This window comes from Aminobacter sp. MSH1 (assembly GCF_003071665.1).
GTDB classification, from domain to species: domain Bacteria; phylum Pseudomonadota; class Alphaproteobacteria; order Rhizobiales; family Rhizobiaceae; genus Aminobacter; species Aminobacter niigataensis.
In genome coordinates this window covers 1,817,827-1,834,609 of the sequence record NZ_CP026265.1, presented here as the reverse complement: position 1 = coordinate 1,834,609, position 16,783 = coordinate 1,817,827, and the positions used below count along the sequence as shown (strand labels likewise).

At 63.9% G+C, this 16,783-nt stretch carries 15 protein-coding genes; 12 read left to right on the top strand and 3 right to left on the bottom strand.

Translation table 11 applies throughout. From position 1 onward, the window contains the following. Nucleotides 1-47 precede the first annotated feature (47 nt). Genes CO731_RS09220 through CO731_RS09210 form a run of 3 tightly spaced genes read left to right on the top strand, consistent with a single transcriptional unit; the run spans nt 48 to nt 2,128 of the window. Nucleotides 48-506 carry a hypothetical protein gene (locus CO731_RS09220; protein ID WP_052819629.1) on the top strand — a complete coding sequence of 153 codons (459 nt, stop codon included), beginning with the start codon at nt 48-50 and terminating at the stop codon, nt 504-506. Nucleotides 507-518: 12 nt separating this feature from the next. Then, on the top strand, nt 519-1,178 hold the full coding sequence (locus CO731_RS09215) for a TauD/TfdA family dioxygenase (RefSeq protein ID WP_052819630.1): 660 nt from the start codon (nt 519-521) through the stop codon (nt 1,176-1,178). Further along, complete coding sequence (locus CO731_RS09210; protein ID WP_052819631.1) at nt 1,175-2,128, top strand: hypothetical protein; 954 nt, start codon at nt 1,175-1,177, stop codon at nt 2,126-2,128. The genes CO731_RS09215 and CO731_RS09210 overlap by 4 nt, the downstream gene beginning before the upstream one ends. Before the next feature lie 218 nt (nt 2,129-2,346). Here the strand turns inward: CO731_RS09210 and CO731_RS09205 are convergent, their stop codons facing one another. Then, nucleotides 2,347-3,228: a nucleotidyltransferase gene (locus tag CO731_RS09205; RefSeq protein ID WP_052819632.1), complete on the bottom strand. Its 882-nt coding sequence runs from the start codon at nt 3,226-3,228 to the stop codon at nt 2,347-2,349. Between the two features lie 12 nt (nt 3,229-3,240). Continuing rightward, nucleotides 3,241-4,182, bottom strand: coding sequence for a patatin-like phospholipase family protein (locus CO731_RS09200; RefSeq protein WP_108606877.1), 942 nt, complete (start codon nt 4,180-4,182; stop codon nt 3,241-3,243). Nucleotides 4,183-4,459: 277 nt separating this feature from the next. On the opposite strand from CO731_RS09200, the gene CO731_RS09195 reads away from it, so the two are divergent. The 5 genes from CO731_RS09195 to CO731_RS09175 all read left to right on the top strand — a co-directional run bounded on the left by CO731_RS09195 (nt 4,460) and on the right by CO731_RS09175 (nt 8,963). Continuing rightward, nucleotides 4,460-5,656, top strand: coding sequence for a DUF932 domain-containing protein (locus CO731_RS09195; protein WP_108609714.1), 1,197 nt, complete (start codon nt 4,460-4,462; stop codon nt 5,654-5,656). Nucleotides 5,657-5,831: 175 nt separating this feature from the next. Further along, nucleotides 5,832-7,976 (top strand): ParB/RepB/Spo0J family partition protein, encoded by a 2,145-nt coding sequence (locus CO731_RS09190; RefSeq protein ID WP_052819634.1) that lies wholly within the window; start codon nt 5,832-5,834, stop codon nt 7,974-7,976. Nucleotides 7,977-8,036: 60 nt separating this feature from the next. After that, nucleotides 8,037-8,258, top strand: coding sequence for a hypothetical protein (locus CO731_RS09185; protein WP_052819635.1), 222 nt, complete (start codon nt 8,037-8,039; stop codon nt 8,256-8,258). A 73-nt stretch (nt 8,259-8,331) separates the two neighbouring features. Further along, nucleotides 8,332-8,733: a hypothetical protein gene (locus tag CO731_RS09180; protein WP_108606876.1), complete on the top strand. Its 402-nt coding sequence runs from the start codon at nt 8,332-8,334 to the stop codon at nt 8,731-8,733. Continuing rightward, a complete protein-coding gene (locus tag CO731_RS09175) occupies nt 8,730-8,963 on the top strand; it encodes a DUF6117 family protein (RefSeq protein WP_052819637.1) in 234 nt (77 codons plus the stop codon). The genes CO731_RS09180 and CO731_RS09175 overlap by 4 nt, the downstream gene beginning before the upstream one ends. 3 nt (nt 8,964-8,966) lie before the next feature. On the opposite strand, the gene CO731_RS09170 is transcribed toward CO731_RS09175, so the two are convergent. Beyond that, nucleotides 8,967-9,365 (bottom strand): hypothetical protein, encoded by a 399-nt coding sequence (locus tag CO731_RS09170; RefSeq protein WP_245439690.1) that lies wholly within the window; start codon nt 9,363-9,365, stop codon nt 8,967-8,969. 199 nt (nt 9,366-9,564) lie between these two features. On the opposite strand from CO731_RS09170, the gene CO731_RS09165 reads away from it, so the two are divergent. The 4 genes from CO731_RS09165 to CO731_RS09150 all read left to right on the top strand — a co-directional run bounded on the left by CO731_RS09165 (nt 9,565) and on the right by CO731_RS09150 (nt 16,779). After that, the gene (locus CO731_RS09165) at nt 9,565-10,002 is read left to right on the top strand and encodes an antirestriction protein (protein WP_108606875.1); all 438 of its coding nucleotides are present in this window, start codon (nt 9,565-9,567) and stop codon (nt 10,000-10,002) included. A gap of 153 nt (nt 10,003-10,155) precedes the next feature. Next, complete coding sequence (locus CO731_RS09160) at nt 10,156-14,484, top strand: strawberry notch family protein (protein WP_108606874.1); 4,329 nt, start codon at nt 10,156-10,158, stop codon at nt 14,482-14,484. Further along, on the top strand, nt 14,484-15,530 hold the full coding sequence (locus CO731_RS09155) for a toprim domain-containing protein (RefSeq protein ID WP_052819640.1): 1,047 nt from the start codon (nt 14,484-14,486) through the stop codon (nt 15,528-15,530). The genes CO731_RS09160 and CO731_RS09155 overlap by 1 nt, the downstream gene beginning before the upstream one ends. 313 nt (nt 15,531-15,843) lie before the next feature. Beyond that, nucleotides 15,844-16,779, top strand: a complete 936-nt coding sequence (locus CO731_RS09150; protein ID WP_108606873.1) for a DUF2493 domain-containing protein — start codon at nt 15,844-15,846, stop codon at nt 16,777-16,779. Nucleotides 16,780-16,783: the final 4 nt, after the last annotated feature.

Below are 16,783 nucleotides of genomic sequence, written 5' to 3'. Positions count from 1 at the left end.
AGCGACCCCCTTAGGTTTCTCGTTAGTCAGATCTAATGAGAAGAGCTATGGCGACGCTTATTGCAGAGATACCAGATCACAGTCTGAAGGGCGCGCTTGAGGCCTTGTCTCCGTACGTTAAGCCCGAAAATCTCAAGCTTTTCAGCCCGATTGCGGTCCCAAAGGACCAAGGTGACGACGAACTGGCGAAACTTGCACAAAAGGTCGTAGACGCAGTTCGTCCCAAACCCAGCCAGCCCCTGCGGAGAGAAGCGCTCCAAAAGCTTCTCAGTGGCCACGACACCTTCAGCAACCAAACCGGCCAAGCCGATCCCGCCCTCAGAAACGCCATGGGGGCGATTTCTAAAGCACTGAAAACCGTCTTCGCCCACGACCAAGCAGTCCGCCGCCTCGCAATCCCCAAGAAGACACACTTCCCCGATGGCGCTTATCGCGGAACCGTCTACATCCTCACGCCGCTCGGCGCCCGTGTTCGGGATCTGCTGAAGGCCGAGAACGCAATCTGAGGGACTGCAAAAGTGACAGCGTCCGATCTCAGAAGCAAAATTGCCGAAAACGGTTACTCCTTCATTCCACGGCATCGCTTGGGCATCGGTACTGTCGAAGTCGCCAGCGATTTTGGCGATCCGTTGACGCCCTGGGAAGGAGGCCTTGTTCAAACCCTGGTGCCTCGCGAGGACGCTGCTCCAAATACCTATAGCGGGAACTTCGGCTTGGGCAGCTTTCCGTTCCATACCGATCTTGCACACTGGCGCCGGCCCCCGCGCTATCTGTTGCTGCGATGCCAAGTGGGATATGACGACGTCCCCACGCTGCTGTTTGACGGTCGCGCGCTCATCGATGCCGTTTCCCGCGACACTCTCACACGGGCAATCTTCAAACCGCGGCGTCCACGCGACGGCACCCTTGCGCTGCTTCACCTTTTCGAATCTGCGGATGGCGCCGACCTATTACGGTGGGATGAAATATTCCTTCGGCCAGCAAGCAGAATTGGCGACGCGGCCGACACGCAGATCCGCGATTGGCTCGCTAAGAGCGTCCCATTGTCGATCGCGCTCGCCCATCCTGGCGATACTCTGATCATCGACAACTGGCGCATGTTGCACGCTCGGTCTCCGATCCCACCCGGGCGCGAGGATCGTTCAATACAAAGGGTATATTTGGGGGCACTTAAATGAAGAAGACTATCGAGCCGGGCGCAACACCGGCAACATATCATCCAGAAGCGCTATACGCGAAGGCCGAGCGCTACATTCAAAACATGGATGACTATGACAGCGATGAATGGGAATACGCACTCTGGTCTAGCTTCTCCCTGGAATTCCTCGCTCGCGCAGCTTTGGCGAATGTCAGCCCAGCGCTGCTAGCTGAGGCCGATAAAAACGGATCAAATCTCCTGTTCGCGTTGGGGTTCGCTCCCTTCGAAGAGAGGTTCTCACCAAGATCCATTCCAATCAGTGAGGTGTTCAAGCGCCTTTCAGGCATCCTGCCGGAATTTACCAAGGAGCATGAGAGCTTCGGGGTCGTACATACCGGCAAGCGCAATGCCGAACTCCACTCCGGCGAACTGGCATTCGACGGCGTCAAGGGGTCGACTTGGCAGCCACGTTTTTATCAGACTTGTGCGATCCTCCTGACATCAATGGGAGTGACGCTCCCAGAGTTCGTAGGTGAAGACGAAGCGGAGGTTGCAAAAAAGCTTATCGACGCAGCCGACGACGAAAGCGCGAAGGCCGTAAAGGGCGATGTAGAGGCGCACAAAAAGGTCTGGAACGCCAAGCTCGATGACGACCGCTCGACGCTACAAACCCAGGCCGCAGTGTGGGCCACCCGTCAGAACGGCCACCGAGTCGACTGCCCATCGTGCGGCTCGGCGGCTCTTGTCCTGGGGGAGCCAGTTTCTGCTCCAACACAGAAGCTCGACGACGACGAAATCATCGAAACCCAAGAGTATCTTCCGACCCACTTCGAATGCGTCGCATGCGGTCTCAAGATCGCCGGTCTCTCAAGACTCGCTGTCGTGGGTCTCAGCGATCGCTACAAGAAAACCCAGACCTACGACGCGGCAGAATATTATGCGCCTGCCGACGATTGGTCCAACTATGAAGACGACAATAACGAACGCTGATCGACAGCATCGCAAACACGTCCACGCGCGGCCATCGGCCGGGAAGCGATCGCAGCCGTCACCCGGTTCCTGTTCCTAACGAAACGAGGCTTTGACCTGCACCTGCCGCCAGGTCTTCGCCTGTAAACTGCCTCCGCACGTCCGCGACTTCGTCGGTTACACCTTTGATCCCGAAATCCTCGACCTGTCTCGTCCCGATCCCGACTACGCGCTGTTCGTCAACTCTCCCAAAATTCCTTGAGCGCTGCCGTGAAGTCATCGAAGCTAGCCGTCGACCAGCAGACCGAGGAACCATCCCTTACGAGCCAATGGAGTTGGCTCGCGGTCGTCAACTTCGTCCGATCCGCGTTCACGACCCAATTGAAGCACTCGACGAACATATCCTGATAGCTGCCCACGAATTTGTCGTTCGGCACATTCGAAAGCATCCCCTCGATGAAGTATGAGGGCGCGATCTTGTCGGCGAGCAACCCCTTGCCGATCATCGTGTTGCGCATGTTCTTGAAGATCCGGACCACACGCTTGAAGTTCTGGTTCGTGGCCTGATGCTTTGCGGTGCAGTTGTCCGAGTGTTGCTTCGGAAAATTCTCGATCCGTGATCCGTTCACGTAAAACGCTACCCCGGAATGGTAGCCGTGAACGCCGGATTGATAGGAATAGTAACGCCGGAATTGCTGGCAGATGAGTATGTCCGCGTTGCGGCGACCATTATTTCCCGGAACATGCAGCGCCTTTCCGCCCGCAACGACACCGTTGTACAGTTGATTGATGTACCTCTCGGCATCGCCTTTGAACTCGTTATAACCGTATGCGGCATTTGCTGAAAAGACGCCCTTGAAGGCATCCTGTTCGGCTTGGCTCATCGCGGAAATATCGTAGTAGAACGCGCCATTGTGGCAGAGGACGACGTCCACGTCGCTGTCCGCCCACACGTTCGTATCGTTGCCGTAAGAGCCCTGCAGGTGAACTTCTATGTCCTTCACCGGATAGAAGGCCGACCCGTCGAGAAGATTCCCCCTAATTGAATTATAGGTGTCCGTGAACTGGCCCGTCTTGCCTTGCTGAGACCACGTCTCGAGTTGCGCTTCCGCGATCGCCATAATTCCCCCCGTTTAAGCCAAATACGCCTTCAGTTCCTCCTCCGCCTCGCGCGCGCAATCGCGCCCGCGCTGCCACAGCAAGCCAAGCTTTTCCAAATCGACTTCCAACATGTCCGTCGCCATCTCTGGCTGGGTATATCGGGCGTGAACCCGAACCGTCGCAACATCTCGAAACATCACGCGCCGCAACTGATCCATCGACTGGGCGCTGATCTCCATCGTCTTTTGAAGGAAGACCATCGTCGGCAGCTTGCTTGCCCATTTTCGAACGCTCCAGGTCGGAAGCTTCGGTGACGGATATTCGCCAACGCCGATGCTCACCACGCGAACATCGCTCCTCGCGATCCCCAACGATTCAATCGCGTCAACGATTGCGTAGAGCGTAGGATTGTTCGCGACAAAACCGCCGTCCCGGACCTCGATCCTCTCACCTGCGGAGGTAGTTACAAATTTCTTCTCGAAGAATGGATACGCCGAGCACGACCCGATCACCGCGTCGGCGATCGTACAACCAAAGCCGGGCTCAAACGTCGCCTTGCCACGAAAAGCCTGACGCCGGTTCGTCTTGAAGATGATGGGACGCTCCTCCTTCCATCTCGTGCCAACAATGCCGATGTCCGTCTTGAAGGCGTCGAAACGCAGCTCCCGGAAAACATCTGCTGCGAGCGCATCGAGTGCCGCGGTCTTTTGGCTCGGGCGCCAAGCCGACATGACGGTCACCACATGCTTGCGGTAGAGCGCCTCAATTTCGTCCACCGATTTCCCAAGGCCTAGTAGCGCGGCGATGATGGAGCCAGTCGAAGTCCCGTAGATCAGGTCGAATTTCTCGCACAATCTACAACCCGCGAGCGCTTCAATCTCCTTCAGCGCGCCCAGTGTGTAGAAGCCCTTTGCGCCTCCGCCATCTAAGCTGAGCACCCGGAAAGTTTCTTTCTCGGTTGAAACGTCGCCCACCTGTTTTCCTTTGCGATCGCACTAACTCTTCCAATACACGATTCTTCACTATCCGACTTGCTCGACATGAAACGTGCCCAGAGTAGGCATCTCTACTCCGGACTAGACCTTGAGGGGAAAGCCTTCCCCTGCGCCCGAGCCCGCTGGTCTCGACCGACCCCTTCTGCGGGGCGGCTGCCCCGCAACGCCCTGCTGAGAGTGAGAGAGTGGACTGATTTCCGTGACGGGTTGAGGACTGGAGAAGAGGTCTCCGGCGCCCGTCATGGAGATTGTTCCCATGTCCCAAGATTCAGTCCTCGACGCCCGCCGCGACACAAACGGCGGTTACAAGGTCGATGTCAGCCGGGGGGAGCGGATCGGCCGCGTCTCGTCGGAATGGTTCTCGCGTCCGGCCGACGAGCGCTATCTCTCCCTGTCGGAACTGGCCCACACGGTTCGCGACCGCACCGAACGAAGCCGGACGCGGGTGGTGGAAAGCGCGCTCATCCACGTCGAGGCGAACCGCAACGATTCGGAGCGGCTGGCGCTGATCCTGCCAGGCACCGATGCGTCAATCGCGCCGACGCACTGGTCCTTCGGCCAGCTCGCCAGCCTGGTCGGCGCACCAGCCGCCTATTTGCGACAGCTCCCGGCCGCGCTCGCCGCCATCAACCTGCAATACGGCCTGACCTCCAGTCGGGCCGAGCAGATCAAGACGCTGGAAACCGATACTGGCCGCGTCGAACTGCGCGCCGTCACCGGCCCGGATTACGGCCGGATCTTCGACCACGAACTGGTCGAGGCGGTGCAGCGTATCGCGGGCAATGGCACGGGCGACACCCGCTGGAAGGTGCCGGGCGTGCTCGATTGGTCGACCGGCATCTACAATCCGCGGGTCGACATCACCAAGGATACGACCACGCTCTATGCCTCCGACCGCGACGTCTTCCTGTTCCTGGTCGACGACCTGAATCCGATCGAAGCTGGCCGCCTGCCTGACGGCTCGCCGGATCTCTATTTCCGCGGATTCTATTGTTGGAATTCCGAGGTTGGCGCCAAGACGCTCGGCATGGCGAGCTTCTATCTCCGGGCGGTCTGCCAGAATCGCAATTTGTGGGGCGTGGAGAATTTCGAGGAAATCACCATCCGCCACTCCAAATATGCCGCCAACCGCTTCGCGCACGAGGCGGCCCCGGCGCTGCTGAACTTCGCGAATTCCTCACCCCTGCCGTTCGTCAACGGCATCAGGGCCGCCCGCGAGCGGATCGTCGCCAGGACCGACGAAGACCGCACCGACTTCCTGCGTCGGCGCGGCTTCTCCAAGGCCGAGACTGGCAAGATCATCGACAGAGTGCTGGCCGAGGAAGGCCGCCCTCCGGAGTCCATCTTCGATTTCGTGCAGGGCATCACCGCCGTCGCGCGCGACAAGCCCCATCAGGACGCCCGCCTCGACATGGAGGGCAAGGCGAAGAAGCTGCTCGATCGAGCCGCCTGATTTCCGCGAAGCCGGGGATGCGGTTTTCCGTATCTCCGGCTTTGCGCTTCCGTGCCTTTCTGGTTCGCCGGTCCGTTGCGCTGCCCCCTTTAGAGGAAGAGGGCGGCGCTTCGCTTCGTGACGGGTTGGAGGTTGAGAGAGAGTCTCTCGGCCGCCCGTCGCGGAGTAAATCCCGATGGCTACTGCCGTTCAGAAGATCATCCTGTCGTCCTCGCGCGACATCCCCTTCAACAAGCTGGTGCTCAGCCAGTCCAACGTCCGGCGCGTGAAGGCCGGCGTCTCGATCGAGGACCTTGCGGCCTCGATCGCTCGTCGCGGCCTGATCCAGAGTCTCAGCGTCTTTCCCGTCGTTGACGCCGAGGGCGTGGAGACCGGCATGTTCGAGGTGCCCGCCGGCGGTCGCCGCTTCCGGGCGCTCGAACTGCTGGTGAAGCAGAAGCGTCTCGCCAAGATCGCTCCAGTGCCCTGCGTGGTCCGTGATCGCGATGGCGCCATCCTCCCCGAAGAGGTGTCGCTGGCCGAGAATATCGAGCGCGCGCCGCTCCATCCGCTCGATCAGTTCCGCGCCTTCCACGACATGCTGACCAAAGGCATGACCGAGGAGGAGATCGCTGCGGCTTTCTTCGTCCCCGTCAACGTGGTCAAGCAGCGGCTGCGCCTCGCAGCCGTCTCGCCCGTCCTCCACGAGGTCTATGCCGACGACGGCATGACGCTGGAGCAGCTCATGGCCTTCACCGTCTCCGAAGACCACGAGCGTCAGACCCAGGTCTGGGACGCGATCAAGGACGCCTGGTCGAAGGAGCCCTATCAGATCCGGCGCATGCTGACCGAGACCACGGTGCGCGCCTCCGACAAGCGTGCCGTCTTCCTCGGCCTCGAAGCCTATGAGGCGGCTGGCGGCATCGTCATGCGCGACCTGTTCCAGGCCGACGATGGCGGCTGGCTGCAGGACGTCGGGCTTCTCGATCGCCTCGTCGCCGAGAAGCTGAAGGCCGAGGCTGAGGTGATCGCCGCCGAGGGTTGGAAGTGGATCGAGGTCGCGGTCAGTTTCCCCTACGACGCCGTGCGCGGTCTGCAGGAAATCTCCGGCACGCCGATCGATCTATCGGCGGAGGAACAGGCGACCATCGAGGCGCTCACCGCCGAGCAGGCCAGGCTCGAAGCGGAATATCAGGACGCCGACGAACTGCCCGATGAGGTCGACGAGCGCATGGGCGAGATCGAGACGGCTCTGGCCGCGTTCGACGATCGCCCCGAGCACTTCGATCCGGCCGACATCGCCATCGCCGGCGTCTTTGTCAGCATCGACGCCGACGGATCGCTTTCGGTCGATCGCGGCTTCGTCCGGCCCGAGGATGTGCCTCAGGTCCGGACCGATGGTGAGGAAGGATCGGAGACCGATACCGAATCCGCCGGCACCGCGAGCCCCTCGGTGCAACGCGCTGTCATCACTATCGGCGGCCGGCCTGTCGAACCGGAGGAGGACGATGATGACGACAGCATCAAACCGTTGCCCGAACGCCTCGTCGTCGAGCTGACCGCCTACCGCACCCTCGCGCTGCGCAACGCGGTGGCTGAAAACCCGCACATCGCCATGACGGCGCTTCTCCACAAACTCGTCTCGGACAACTTCATGACCCGCATGTACACGGGCGCTATGGAGGCCGGGGTGAAGCACATCTTCTTCCCCGTTCAGGACGAGGCGCTGAAGGACAGCCCCTCCGCGCGGGCCGTGCAGGAGCGTCACGACGCCTGGGCCACTGACATCCCGAAGGACGACGACGCCCTGTGGGATTGGCTCGCCGGTCTCGACGATGCCAGCCGTATGGCGCTGCTGGCACATTGCGTCAGCTATGGGGTCAACGCGCTCTATGAGCGGCCGAACCCGCACAGCGCTGGCGGCGTGTCGCAGCACACGCTCGACATGAGGCTCGCGCAGGCCGACCGGCTGACGCGGACGACCGGGCTCGACATAGTGGAGGCTGGTTGGCGCCCGACCTTCGGCAACTACCTCAACCGTGTCACCAAGCCGCGCATCCTCCAAGCCGTCCGCGAAGGCGCCGGCGAGCGAGCGGCCGAGCTTATCGGTCATCTGAAAAAGGGCGACATGGCCAAGGAGGCCGAGCGTCTCCTGGCCGATAGCGGTTGGCTGCCTGAGCCGCTTCGGCTTGCTGGCGTTGACGGCGATTCTGCAGCGGGCGCGGACGGCGGCAGCGAAGCCGAGGGGGCCGAGCTGCCCGACTTCCTCAGCGCCGACGACGACTCGGAATCGCCGGCCGATGGCGAGGATGACGACCGTCACCTCGTAGCCGCCGAATGAGTGGCTCGCGGGGCGGCTTCGGCCGCTCCGCACCTCTCCCCCAATCGAAGGAGCGTTCACATGGTGCAATTCAGCCCCGCGCCGATCCGGCGTGTCGTCTTCCAGTATTTCGTGCCGGTCCACGTCGAGGTCGAGGATGGCCTCGTTTCCCGCGTGACCGTCATCGACGAGACGCCTGTCCGCAACCCCACCGTGGCCGACCGCGATCCCGAATACCTCACCCAGGCCGCGGCGGCTGCCGACGACGGCCAATCGTGGCCGTCATGGCAATTCGGCTACTAGCCCCTCTCAACCACGATCCCGATCCACCCGAGCCCGGCCCAGCGTCGGGCTCTTTTCGTTTCAGGAGCCCGACATGCCCGATTTTCTCACCCGCTTCTCCTGCCTGCTCGACGTCGGCTCGGCCGCCAATGTCGCGCGGGCCTTCGACATCTACACCGCGCTGATGGCCGAGAACGGTCGCGAGGATCCGCCCGCCGAGCCGTTCCTGCTCTCGCTGACGCCCGAGCATGGCGCCACGCGACTTTGGCTTCGCGACCCCGGGACCGCCGATCCGCAGTTGCTGATCACCTTCGTCACCCGCTGCGCGGAGACGTTCGGGCTCACCGGCACCTGGGGCTTTCAGTGGGCCGGCGTCGCCTCGGAACCTGTCGTCGACGGTTTCTCCGGCGGCGCCCATCTGCTCGATCTCTCCACAGGCCACACGATCGAATGGATGAGCACGGGCCGCTGGCTCGCCGAAAGAGGTGCGCGATGATCCCCGACCATGCGCGAGCCAATTTCCAAACCCTGCTGCGCGCCGCGGAAAGCGGCGATCTGGCGCTGATGGAATGCACGGACGCCGCGACCGGCGAGCCGCGCTATGTCATCTGTGCGGTCGGCCGTGACGGTGGCGACTATATGTTCACGCCGTTCGGCCATCTGGCAGATGGCAATCCTTACGACGCCTACCTTCCGCCCAATACGGGTGGCGAAATAGCTGCCTGAATTCTACCAGACGGCCACTTCCCATTGACCGTTGACGCGCGCGAAGCCGACCGGTCGGTTCTGGGGCGTGGCGTTCGCCCGGGTCACATCCATCGTGAGCTGCGTCATGCACGTCACGCCGGGTCCAACACCGCCCGGCGAGCAATCACCGAGCTTGAGTGTCGCATTTGCGAGCGACGTCCCCGTGAAGGGGCGATGGCGGCGGACGGCTGCGATGGCCTCTTCTTCCGTCGGCTGAGCCACGCCCGCGACCGCAGCGGCCGATGCGTCGCCCGGTGCGATCACCGGGCGGAGCGCAAAGCCCGCCCCGAAGCCCACAACGAGGCAGCCCGCGGCACGATGCCGATCACACTTCCCTTCCTCACCGTCTCCTTCCGGAACCTCACTTGGTCGGGCGGACATGCGTCCCCGATCGCCAGGGTCGCCGTCCGCCATGTGTTGGATGAAGGAGTGTAGTGGCGCGCGGCCCGCTTCGGAAGGCCGCGCGATCAGGCGTTCATGCGGCGCGTCAGAGCGAGAGGTTTGCCGGGACGGGTTCGAGCCGGCCCGGTCGAGAGAGAGCGCCGCCGGTTCGTCCCGATCCGCTCTCCGGAGAACCCCCATGCCCGACACCAACCCCAGCACTGACGATTCCGCGGCGCGCGCCGTGGCAATCGTACCGGAGGGTCGCCGGATGGGCTTCCTGCCGCTGCTCTTCGGCCGTGAGCACGTCCTGGTGGCGGAGATGACCGTCTATCACCTGATGGAACGCCTGAGCCCGCTCGATTATCGTGGCGGTCTCTGGGACTTCTATGAGCGCGGCGGGAGGCCGCTCTACCTCGCGCCGACCTCTAAGCCCCGCTTTCAGATCGTCTGCGACACTAACGGCTATGAGGGCGAGGTATCGGCCGACGCCGCGGGCATCATCGCGACGCTGTTCGCCTTCTCCCATCTCTCCTTCAAATATCCGATCGACGCGATGTCGGAAGGATATGGCCGCCTCTACGACTACGCCGCGGACCATCTGGAAGCCGCCGAGATCTTCCAGGCGATCGACTGAAATTTGCCCTCTCCCTCAGCGCCCGGCCTCACGGTCGGGCGTTTTTTTATGTCGGCTGATCAGAGGAAGAGGACGGCCGGGACGGGTCGAGTCCGGGCGGTTGAGAGAGAGCGCCGTCCGGGTTTGTCCCTTCCGCTCTCCCGAGGTTCCTCCATGAACATTCTGTCTCCCGTGGCCCTTCCGGCCGCGCCCGTCACCCCCGCGTCCTCGATCCTCAACGTAGCGCTACAGCTTCTCGATCATCTAGAGCGCGGCCAGCGTATCGACGCCGCGATCCTCCGTGCAGCGATGGAAGAAGCCTTCGGCGCATCCGACACCAGCGGCGCCTGGAACTGGAAGGCCGCCTATGAGGCGTGCGAGGTCGCGACAGTCCTCTTCCTGCGCAAATACGGAAAGGCGCTTTTCCGTAAGGCCGCGTCTCCGGCTTCACGGCTTTCCGCTCTCGCGAAGATCGCCGAACTCCTGCCGACGCATACGCGGCGCTCGGAAGAATCGCAGGCGCTCCAGCAGTTCTCGACGCCGGCGCCGCTCGGTCTCGCCGCCGTGGCGGCCGCCTCCATTGCTGCTGGCGACATCGTGCTGGAGCCGTCTGCTGGCACGGGTCTTCTCGCCATCCTGGCCGAGATATCAGGCGGAACGCTCCTCCTCAACGAGCTGGCCGAGACCCGAGCTGATCTGCTCGCTGCGCTGTTTCCGGCTGTCGCCGTCATGCGCTTCGACGCTGCCCAGATCAATGATCATCTCGCGACTGGATCCGTCCCCTCCGTCGTGCTGATGAATCCGCCATTCTCTGCCATGGCAAACGTCACCGGCCGCGTGGCCGATACAGTCTATCGCCATGTCGCTTCCGCGCTGGCCCGGCTCTCCGATGGCGGGCGGCTGGTGGCGATCACTGGTGCCAACTTCAGCCCCGACCATCCGGCTTGGGCTGCGGCCTTCATCCGGCTTCAGGAGCGTGGCCGCGTCGTCTTCACAGCGGCTGTGGACGGCTCGGTCTATGCCAAGCACGGCACGACCATCGACACCCGGCTGACAGTCATCGACAAGCTGCCGGCCGACGATCAGGCTACGTTTCCCCCTTCGCCAGGCACCGCGCCCGACGTCGCCACGCTGCTCGGCTGGATCGAGGCGCAAGTTCCACCGCGCCAGACTGCGGCCCTCCCGCCAGCGGCGGCCCTGGCACCCGCCGCGACGCCCCGGACCGTTCGCGGATATCTCGCGCGCACCACTGCTGCACGTCCCGCCACGCCCGCGTCCATCGAGCCCGAAGGCGTCGAACTCGCCTATGAAACCGTGGACTGGACGCCCGCCGAAGACGGCCGGATCACCGATGCAATTTATGAAGAATACCGATTGCAGGCGATCCTTATTCCCGGGGCGCAGGCCCATCCGACCAAGCTGGTGCAATCCGTGGCGATGGCCTCGGTCGCGCCGCCGAAGCCCAGCTATCGGCCCCGGCTGCCCGCCAACATCGTCCCAGATGGTCTTCTTTCCGATGCTCAGCTCGAAACCGTCATCTACGCCGGCGAGGCGCATTCCGACTTCCTCGCGGGATCATGGACGCTCGATGAGGCCTTCGACGTCGTCTCGGCCGCGCCCGACGATGCGCCGAACGCCGTGCGCTTCCGCCGGGGCTTCATGCTTGGCGACGGCACCGGCGCTGGCAAGGGTCGCCAGTCGGCTGGCATCATCCTCGACAACTGGATGCAGGGCCGCCACAAGGCGGTGTGGATCTCCAAATCCGACAAGCTGCTGGAGGATGCCCAGCGCGACTGGTCCGCCCTCGGCATGGAGCGGCTGCTGGTCACGCCGCTGTCGCGCTTCCCGCAGGGCAAGGACATCACGCTCTCGGAAGCCGTCCTATTTACCACCTATGCCACGCTACGGTCCGACGATCGCGGCGAGAAGCTTTCCCGCGTCAAGCAGATCGTCGAATGGTTGGGCTCCGACTTCGATGGAGTGATCATTTTCGACGAGAGCCACGCCATGCAGAACGCCGCTGGTGGAAAGGGCGAACGCGGCGACGTCGCCGCCTCGCAGCAGGGCCGTGCGGGCCTCCGGCTCCAGCACGCCCTGCCGAACGCGCGTGTCGTCTATGTCTCAGCGACCGGCGCGACCACCGTCCACAATCTCGCCTACGCCCAGCGCCTCGGTCTCTGGGGCGGCGAGGACTTCCCGTTTTCGACCCGCGCCGAATTCGTCGAGGCGATCGAGGACGGCGGCGTGGCGGCGATGGAGGTGCTGGCCCGCGACCTGCGCTCGCTCGGGCTCTACACGGCCCGGTCGCTCTCCTACGACGGCGTCGAATACGAACTGGTCGAGCACCAGCTCACCCCCGAGCAGACCGGCATCTACGACGCCTATGCCGGCGCCTTCGCTGTCATCCATAACAATCTCGACGCGGCGATGCAGGCCGCCAACATCACCGGCGACGGCGGCACGCTGAACCGCCAGGCCAAGTCCGCGGCGCGCTCAGCCTTCGAATCCGCCAAGCAGCGGTTCTTCGGCCATCTGCTGACCTCGATGAAGACGCCAACCCTGATCCGCTCGATCGAGCAGGACCTGATCGACGGCCATGCCGCCGTGATCCAGATCGTGTCGACCGGCGAAGCCCTGATGGAGCGCCGCCTGGCGGAAATCCCCACCGAGGAATGGAACGACGTCCGGGTGGACATCACTCCGCGCGAATACGTTCTGGATTACCTCGCCCATTCCTTTCCGGTGCAGCTCTACGAGCCGTTCACCGACAGCGAGGGCAATCTGTCGTCGCGACCGGTGTTTCGCGACGGCCAGCCGGTCGAGAGCCGTGACGCTGTTGCCCGTCGAGACCGTTTGATCGAGAGGCTCGCTTCGCTGCCACCGGTCCCCGGCGCGCTCGACCAGATTGTCCAGCGCTTCGGAACCGATGTCGTAGCGGAGGTGACGGGACGTTCGCGGCGCATTGTTCGCAAGACCAGTCCCGGCGGCATTGACCGCCTCGCCGTGGAGAACCGTGCCGTCTCGGCCAATCTGGCCGAGACCCAAGCGTTCATGGACGATCAAAAACGCATCCTGATCTTCTCCGACGCCGGCGGCACCGGGCGCAGCTACCATGCTGACCTGTCGGCGCGGAACCAGCGACTGCGCGTCCACTACCTGCTGGAGCCGGGGTGGAAGGCCGACGCCGCCATTCAGGGCCTGGGCCGCACCAACCGGACTAACCAGGCGCAGCCGCCGCTGTTCCGGCCAATCTCGACCGACGTGAAGGCGGAAAAGCGCTTCCTCTCGACCATCGCCCGCCGCCTCGACACCCTGGGCGCGATCACGCGCGGCCAGCGCCAGACCGGCGGCCAGGGCTTGTTCCGGCCCGAAGACAATCTGGAAAGCCACTACGCCCGCGACGCCCTGCGGCAACTCTACCTGCTGCTGGTGCGCGGCAAGGTCGACGGCTGCTCGCTCCAGATGTTCGAGGATGCCACCGGCCTCTCGCTGATGGATTCCACCGGCATCAAGGACGAACTGCCGCCGATCACCACCTTTCTCAACCGGCTGCTTGCGCTGACCATCGAACTTCAGGGCGTCCTGTTCACGGCGTTCGAGCGGCTGCTGAACGCCAAGATCGAAGGCGCTATCGCTTCCGGCAGCTACGACGTCGGGCTGGAGACGCTGCAGGCCGAGAGCTTCATCGTCACCGACCGCCGAACGATCCACGTTCATCCTGGCACCGGGGCCGAGGCCCGGCTGCTGACCATCAACCAGCGCCAGCGCAACCGTCCCGTGACGCTGGCCGAGGCGCTCGACCATCTCGATGACGCAGGCGCGAAGCTGCTGGTCAACGAGCGTTCGGGCCGCGCCGCCGTGCAGATACCAACCACCAGCATCATGCTGGACGATGGCGAGATCGAACGGCGCGTGCGGCTGATCCGGCCCATGGAGGCGCACAACATCCCCATCAAGATGATGGACGAGACCCATTGGGTCGACGCGGATCGGGCTGTCTTCACAGCGGCCTGGAATGCCGAGGCCGCCGAGGTGCCGGAATATGCCGATAGCACCATCCATGTCGTCAGCGGGCTCTTGCTGCCGATCTGGAAGCGGCTGCCGAACGAGTCGACGCGGGTCTATCGACTCCAGACAGATGACGGCGAGCGCATCGTTGGCCGCCGCGTCTCCCCGGCATGGGTGGCCGGCGCGCTCGCGGCTGGCACGTCAACCCTGACGCCCGACTACGCGTTCATGGCGCTGATGGACGGCAAGACCATCCTCGATCTGACCGAGGGTCTCCAGCTTCGCCGCGTCCGGGTCATGGGCGCCAACCGCATCGAACTGTCGGGCTTCACCGACGCCATGCGCGATCGCCTGCGGGCATATGGCCTATTCCACGAAATCATCTCGTGGAAGCTGCGAATGTTTGTGCCGACCGATACGACCGGGGCGACCATCCTCGCCAAGGTGCTGGAGCGCTATCCCGTCGAGCGTATCGGCGAGCGGGAGGCGGCGTGATGGCACGGCAGGACGCCTCCGAACTGGCAATCCGTCTCGGCCGGCAGGCCGAGGCGGTGTGCCGCCACTACCTCTCTGCCGGTCATCGGGAGGGCCGCTATTGGCTGGTCGGCGATGTGCGCAACACGCCCGGCCGCTCGATGTTCGTGCGGCTAAAGGGCGGCGAAACCGGCAAGGGCACCGCCGGCAAATGGACCGACGCCGCCACCGGCGAGCATGGCGATCTCCTCGACGTCATCCGCGAGAGCTGCGGCCTGGTCGACTTCAAGGACGTCGCCGATGAGGCGCGCGCCTTCCTGTCGATGCCGCATCCCGAGCCGGACCGCCGGCATGATGGCGAACGCAAAGCACCAGCGCCGATCGGATCGCCGGAAGCAGCGCGGCGGCTCGTCGGGATGTCGCAGCCGATTTTGGGCACTGTCGTGGAAACGTATCTACGGAACCGTGCGATTACGGCTTTGCACGGAACCGGAAGCCTGCGTTTTCATCCCAGGTGCTATTATCGGCCCGACGAGTATTCCCCGACGGAGACCTGGCCGGCGATGATCGCATCGGTCACCGATCTCGCCGAGCATCAGACCGGCGCGCATCGCACCTGGCTCGCCCCTGACGGCTCGGACAAGGCCCCGATCGACACACCGAGACGGGCGATGGGCGACCTCCTGGGACACGCCGTTCGCTTCGGTGTGGCGGGCGAAGTGATGGCGGCGGGCGAAGGCATAGAGACGATGCTGTCGCTCAGAATGGCGCTGCCCACTATGCCGATGGCGGCGGCGCTCTCGGCGGCGCATCTCTCGGCCATCCTGTTCCCCGACACGCTGCGCCGGCTCTACATCGCCCGCGACAATGATCCGGCCGGCGACGGTGCGATGACGACCTTGATCGAACGGGCGAACGCCGCCGGGATCGAGGCGGTCGTGGTGTCTCCGCGCCTGGGCGACTTCAACGAGGATCTCCGCCTGGCTGGTCTGGACAGCCTCCGGGCAGCGGCCCGGGTGCAGATCGCGCCCCAGGACGTCGCACGCTTCATGGCGCTGGCGGCATAGGCCGACAGGAGAATGCAGACGGCGGGAGCGCCGTCGTCGGCGTCGCTCGGATGATCTTGATGTCGGAGAGAACCGCGCCCCGGCCTTCGAGAGGGCGATCGGCCAGCAAACGGCCTGGACCCGCAATGCCTGCGGCGGACTATTTTCCGGCGGCCCTGCGGGCCTTTCCATCGCGAGGCAAAATAGCCCGCCTTCGTCATCCTCCGCTGTGCTCCGGCCCTCCGCCTCGCTGCGGGTGCAGGTCCGGCCCGCCCGCCGGCTTTCGTCGCCATGAAGGCCGCGAGGGTCGCGGTCGAACCGACGGAGCATCCCGATGAGCGAGCACGACGACTACGAACCGCACCACGCCTCTTCACCCACCGACCATGTCCTCAGCGAACTCCAGCTTTACGGCTACCGTCCCTTCACGGATGAACCCGATCCCCGACCGCTTCCGGAAGGCGACCATGTCGCCGGCGCCATCGCCGACATCTTTGACGCCCTGATCGTCACCCTTGAGGACACCCGCCTCGAGCCCGACCTCGACGATCTCCTCTGGTCGACGGTCAACGTCTTCCACCGAGCCACCGACCGGATCGAGCGCGAGCTGGACGACAACGAGCAGGCGCAGCGCCGCGGCCAGCGCGAACAGGACGGCAGCGAAGTGAAGGCCGTCGAGCTGGAACGCCTGACGGCCGAGGGCCAGACCATGATCGAACGCCGCAACGCCTTCGAGCTGATGCGCGACCAGGCCGCCGAGCACTACGAGCGCCACACCGGATCGAACTGGCGACCGCGCAGCGGATCGATGGTCAACCACCGCAACCTGACCTCGGCGATGATCGACAGCCGCGACTTCCTCGCCGCCAAGAAGCGCGCCGACAATCAGGTGCTACTACCTGCCGGTGCAAAGATCGCCTTTACCGGTGGGCTCGACTTCAACGATCACCACCTGATCTGGGCCAAGCTCGATCAGGTCCACGCCAAGCACCCCGACATGGTGCTGCTGCACGGCAAGTCGCCGAAGGGCGCCGAGAAGATCGCGGCCAAATGGGCCGACGCCCGCAAGGTGCCGCAGGTCGGCTTCGCCCCCGACTGGACGAAACACGCCAAGGCCGCACCGTTCAAGCGCAACGATCAGGTGCTGGACGTCCTGCCGATCGGGGTCATCGTCTTCCCTGGCACCGGCATTCAGGACAATCTCGCCGACAAGGCGAGGAAGCTCGGCATCCCGCTGTTCGACTTCCGCCCGAAGGGAGGTGGCGCGTGAGCGC

Excerpts from the sequence above, each read along its gene's own strand:
- CO731_RS09180 (WP_108606876.1), top strand. The coding sequence starts at position 8,332 with ATGCCCGATTTTCTCACCCGCTTCTCCTGCCTGCTCGACGTCGGCTCG.
- CO731_RS09150 (WP_108606873.1), top strand. The coding sequence starts at position 15,844 with ATGAGCGAGCACGACGACTACGAACCGCACCACGCCTCTTCACCCACC.
- CO731_RS09205 (WP_052819632.1), bottom strand. The coding sequence starts at position 3,228 with ATGGCGATCGCGGAAGCGCAACTCGAGACGTGGTCTCAGCAAGGCAAG.
- CO731_RS09220 (WP_052819629.1), top strand. The coding sequence starts at position 48 with ATGGCGACGCTTATTGCAGAGATACCAGATCACAGTCTGAAGGGCGCG.
- CO731_RS09170 (WP_245439690.1), bottom strand. The coding sequence starts at position 9,365 with ATGTCCGCCCGACCAAGTGAGGTTCCGGAAGGAGACGGTGAGGAAGGG.
- CO731_RS09155 (WP_052819640.1), top strand. The coding sequence starts at position 14,484 with ATGGCACGGCAGGACGCCTCCGAACTGGCAATCCGTCTCGGCCGGCAG.
- CO731_RS09175 (WP_052819637.1), top strand. The coding sequence starts at position 8,730 with ATGATCCCCGACCATGCGCGAGCCAATTTCCAAACCCTGCTGCGCGCC.
- CO731_RS09195 (WP_108609714.1), top strand. The coding sequence starts at position 4,460 with ATGTCCCAAGATTCAGTCCTCGACGCCCGCCGCGACACAAACGGCGGT.
- CO731_RS09160 (WP_108606874.1), top strand. The coding sequence starts at position 10,156 with ATGAACATTCTGTCTCCCGTGGCCCTTCCGGCCGCGCCCGTCACCCCC.
- CO731_RS09185 (WP_052819635.1), top strand. The coding sequence starts at position 8,037 with ATGGTGCAATTCAGCCCCGCGCCGATCCGGCGTGTCGTCTTCCAGTAT.
- CO731_RS09210 (WP_052819631.1), top strand. The coding sequence starts at position 1,175 with ATGAAGAAGACTATCGAGCCGGGCGCAACACCGGCAACATATCATCCA.
- CO731_RS09190 (WP_052819634.1), top strand. The coding sequence starts at position 5,832 with ATGGCTACTGCCGTTCAGAAGATCATCCTGTCGTCCTCGCGCGACATC.
- CO731_RS09165 (WP_108606875.1), top strand. The coding sequence starts at position 9,565 with ATGCCCGACACCAACCCCAGCACTGACGATTCCGCGGCGCGCGCCGTG.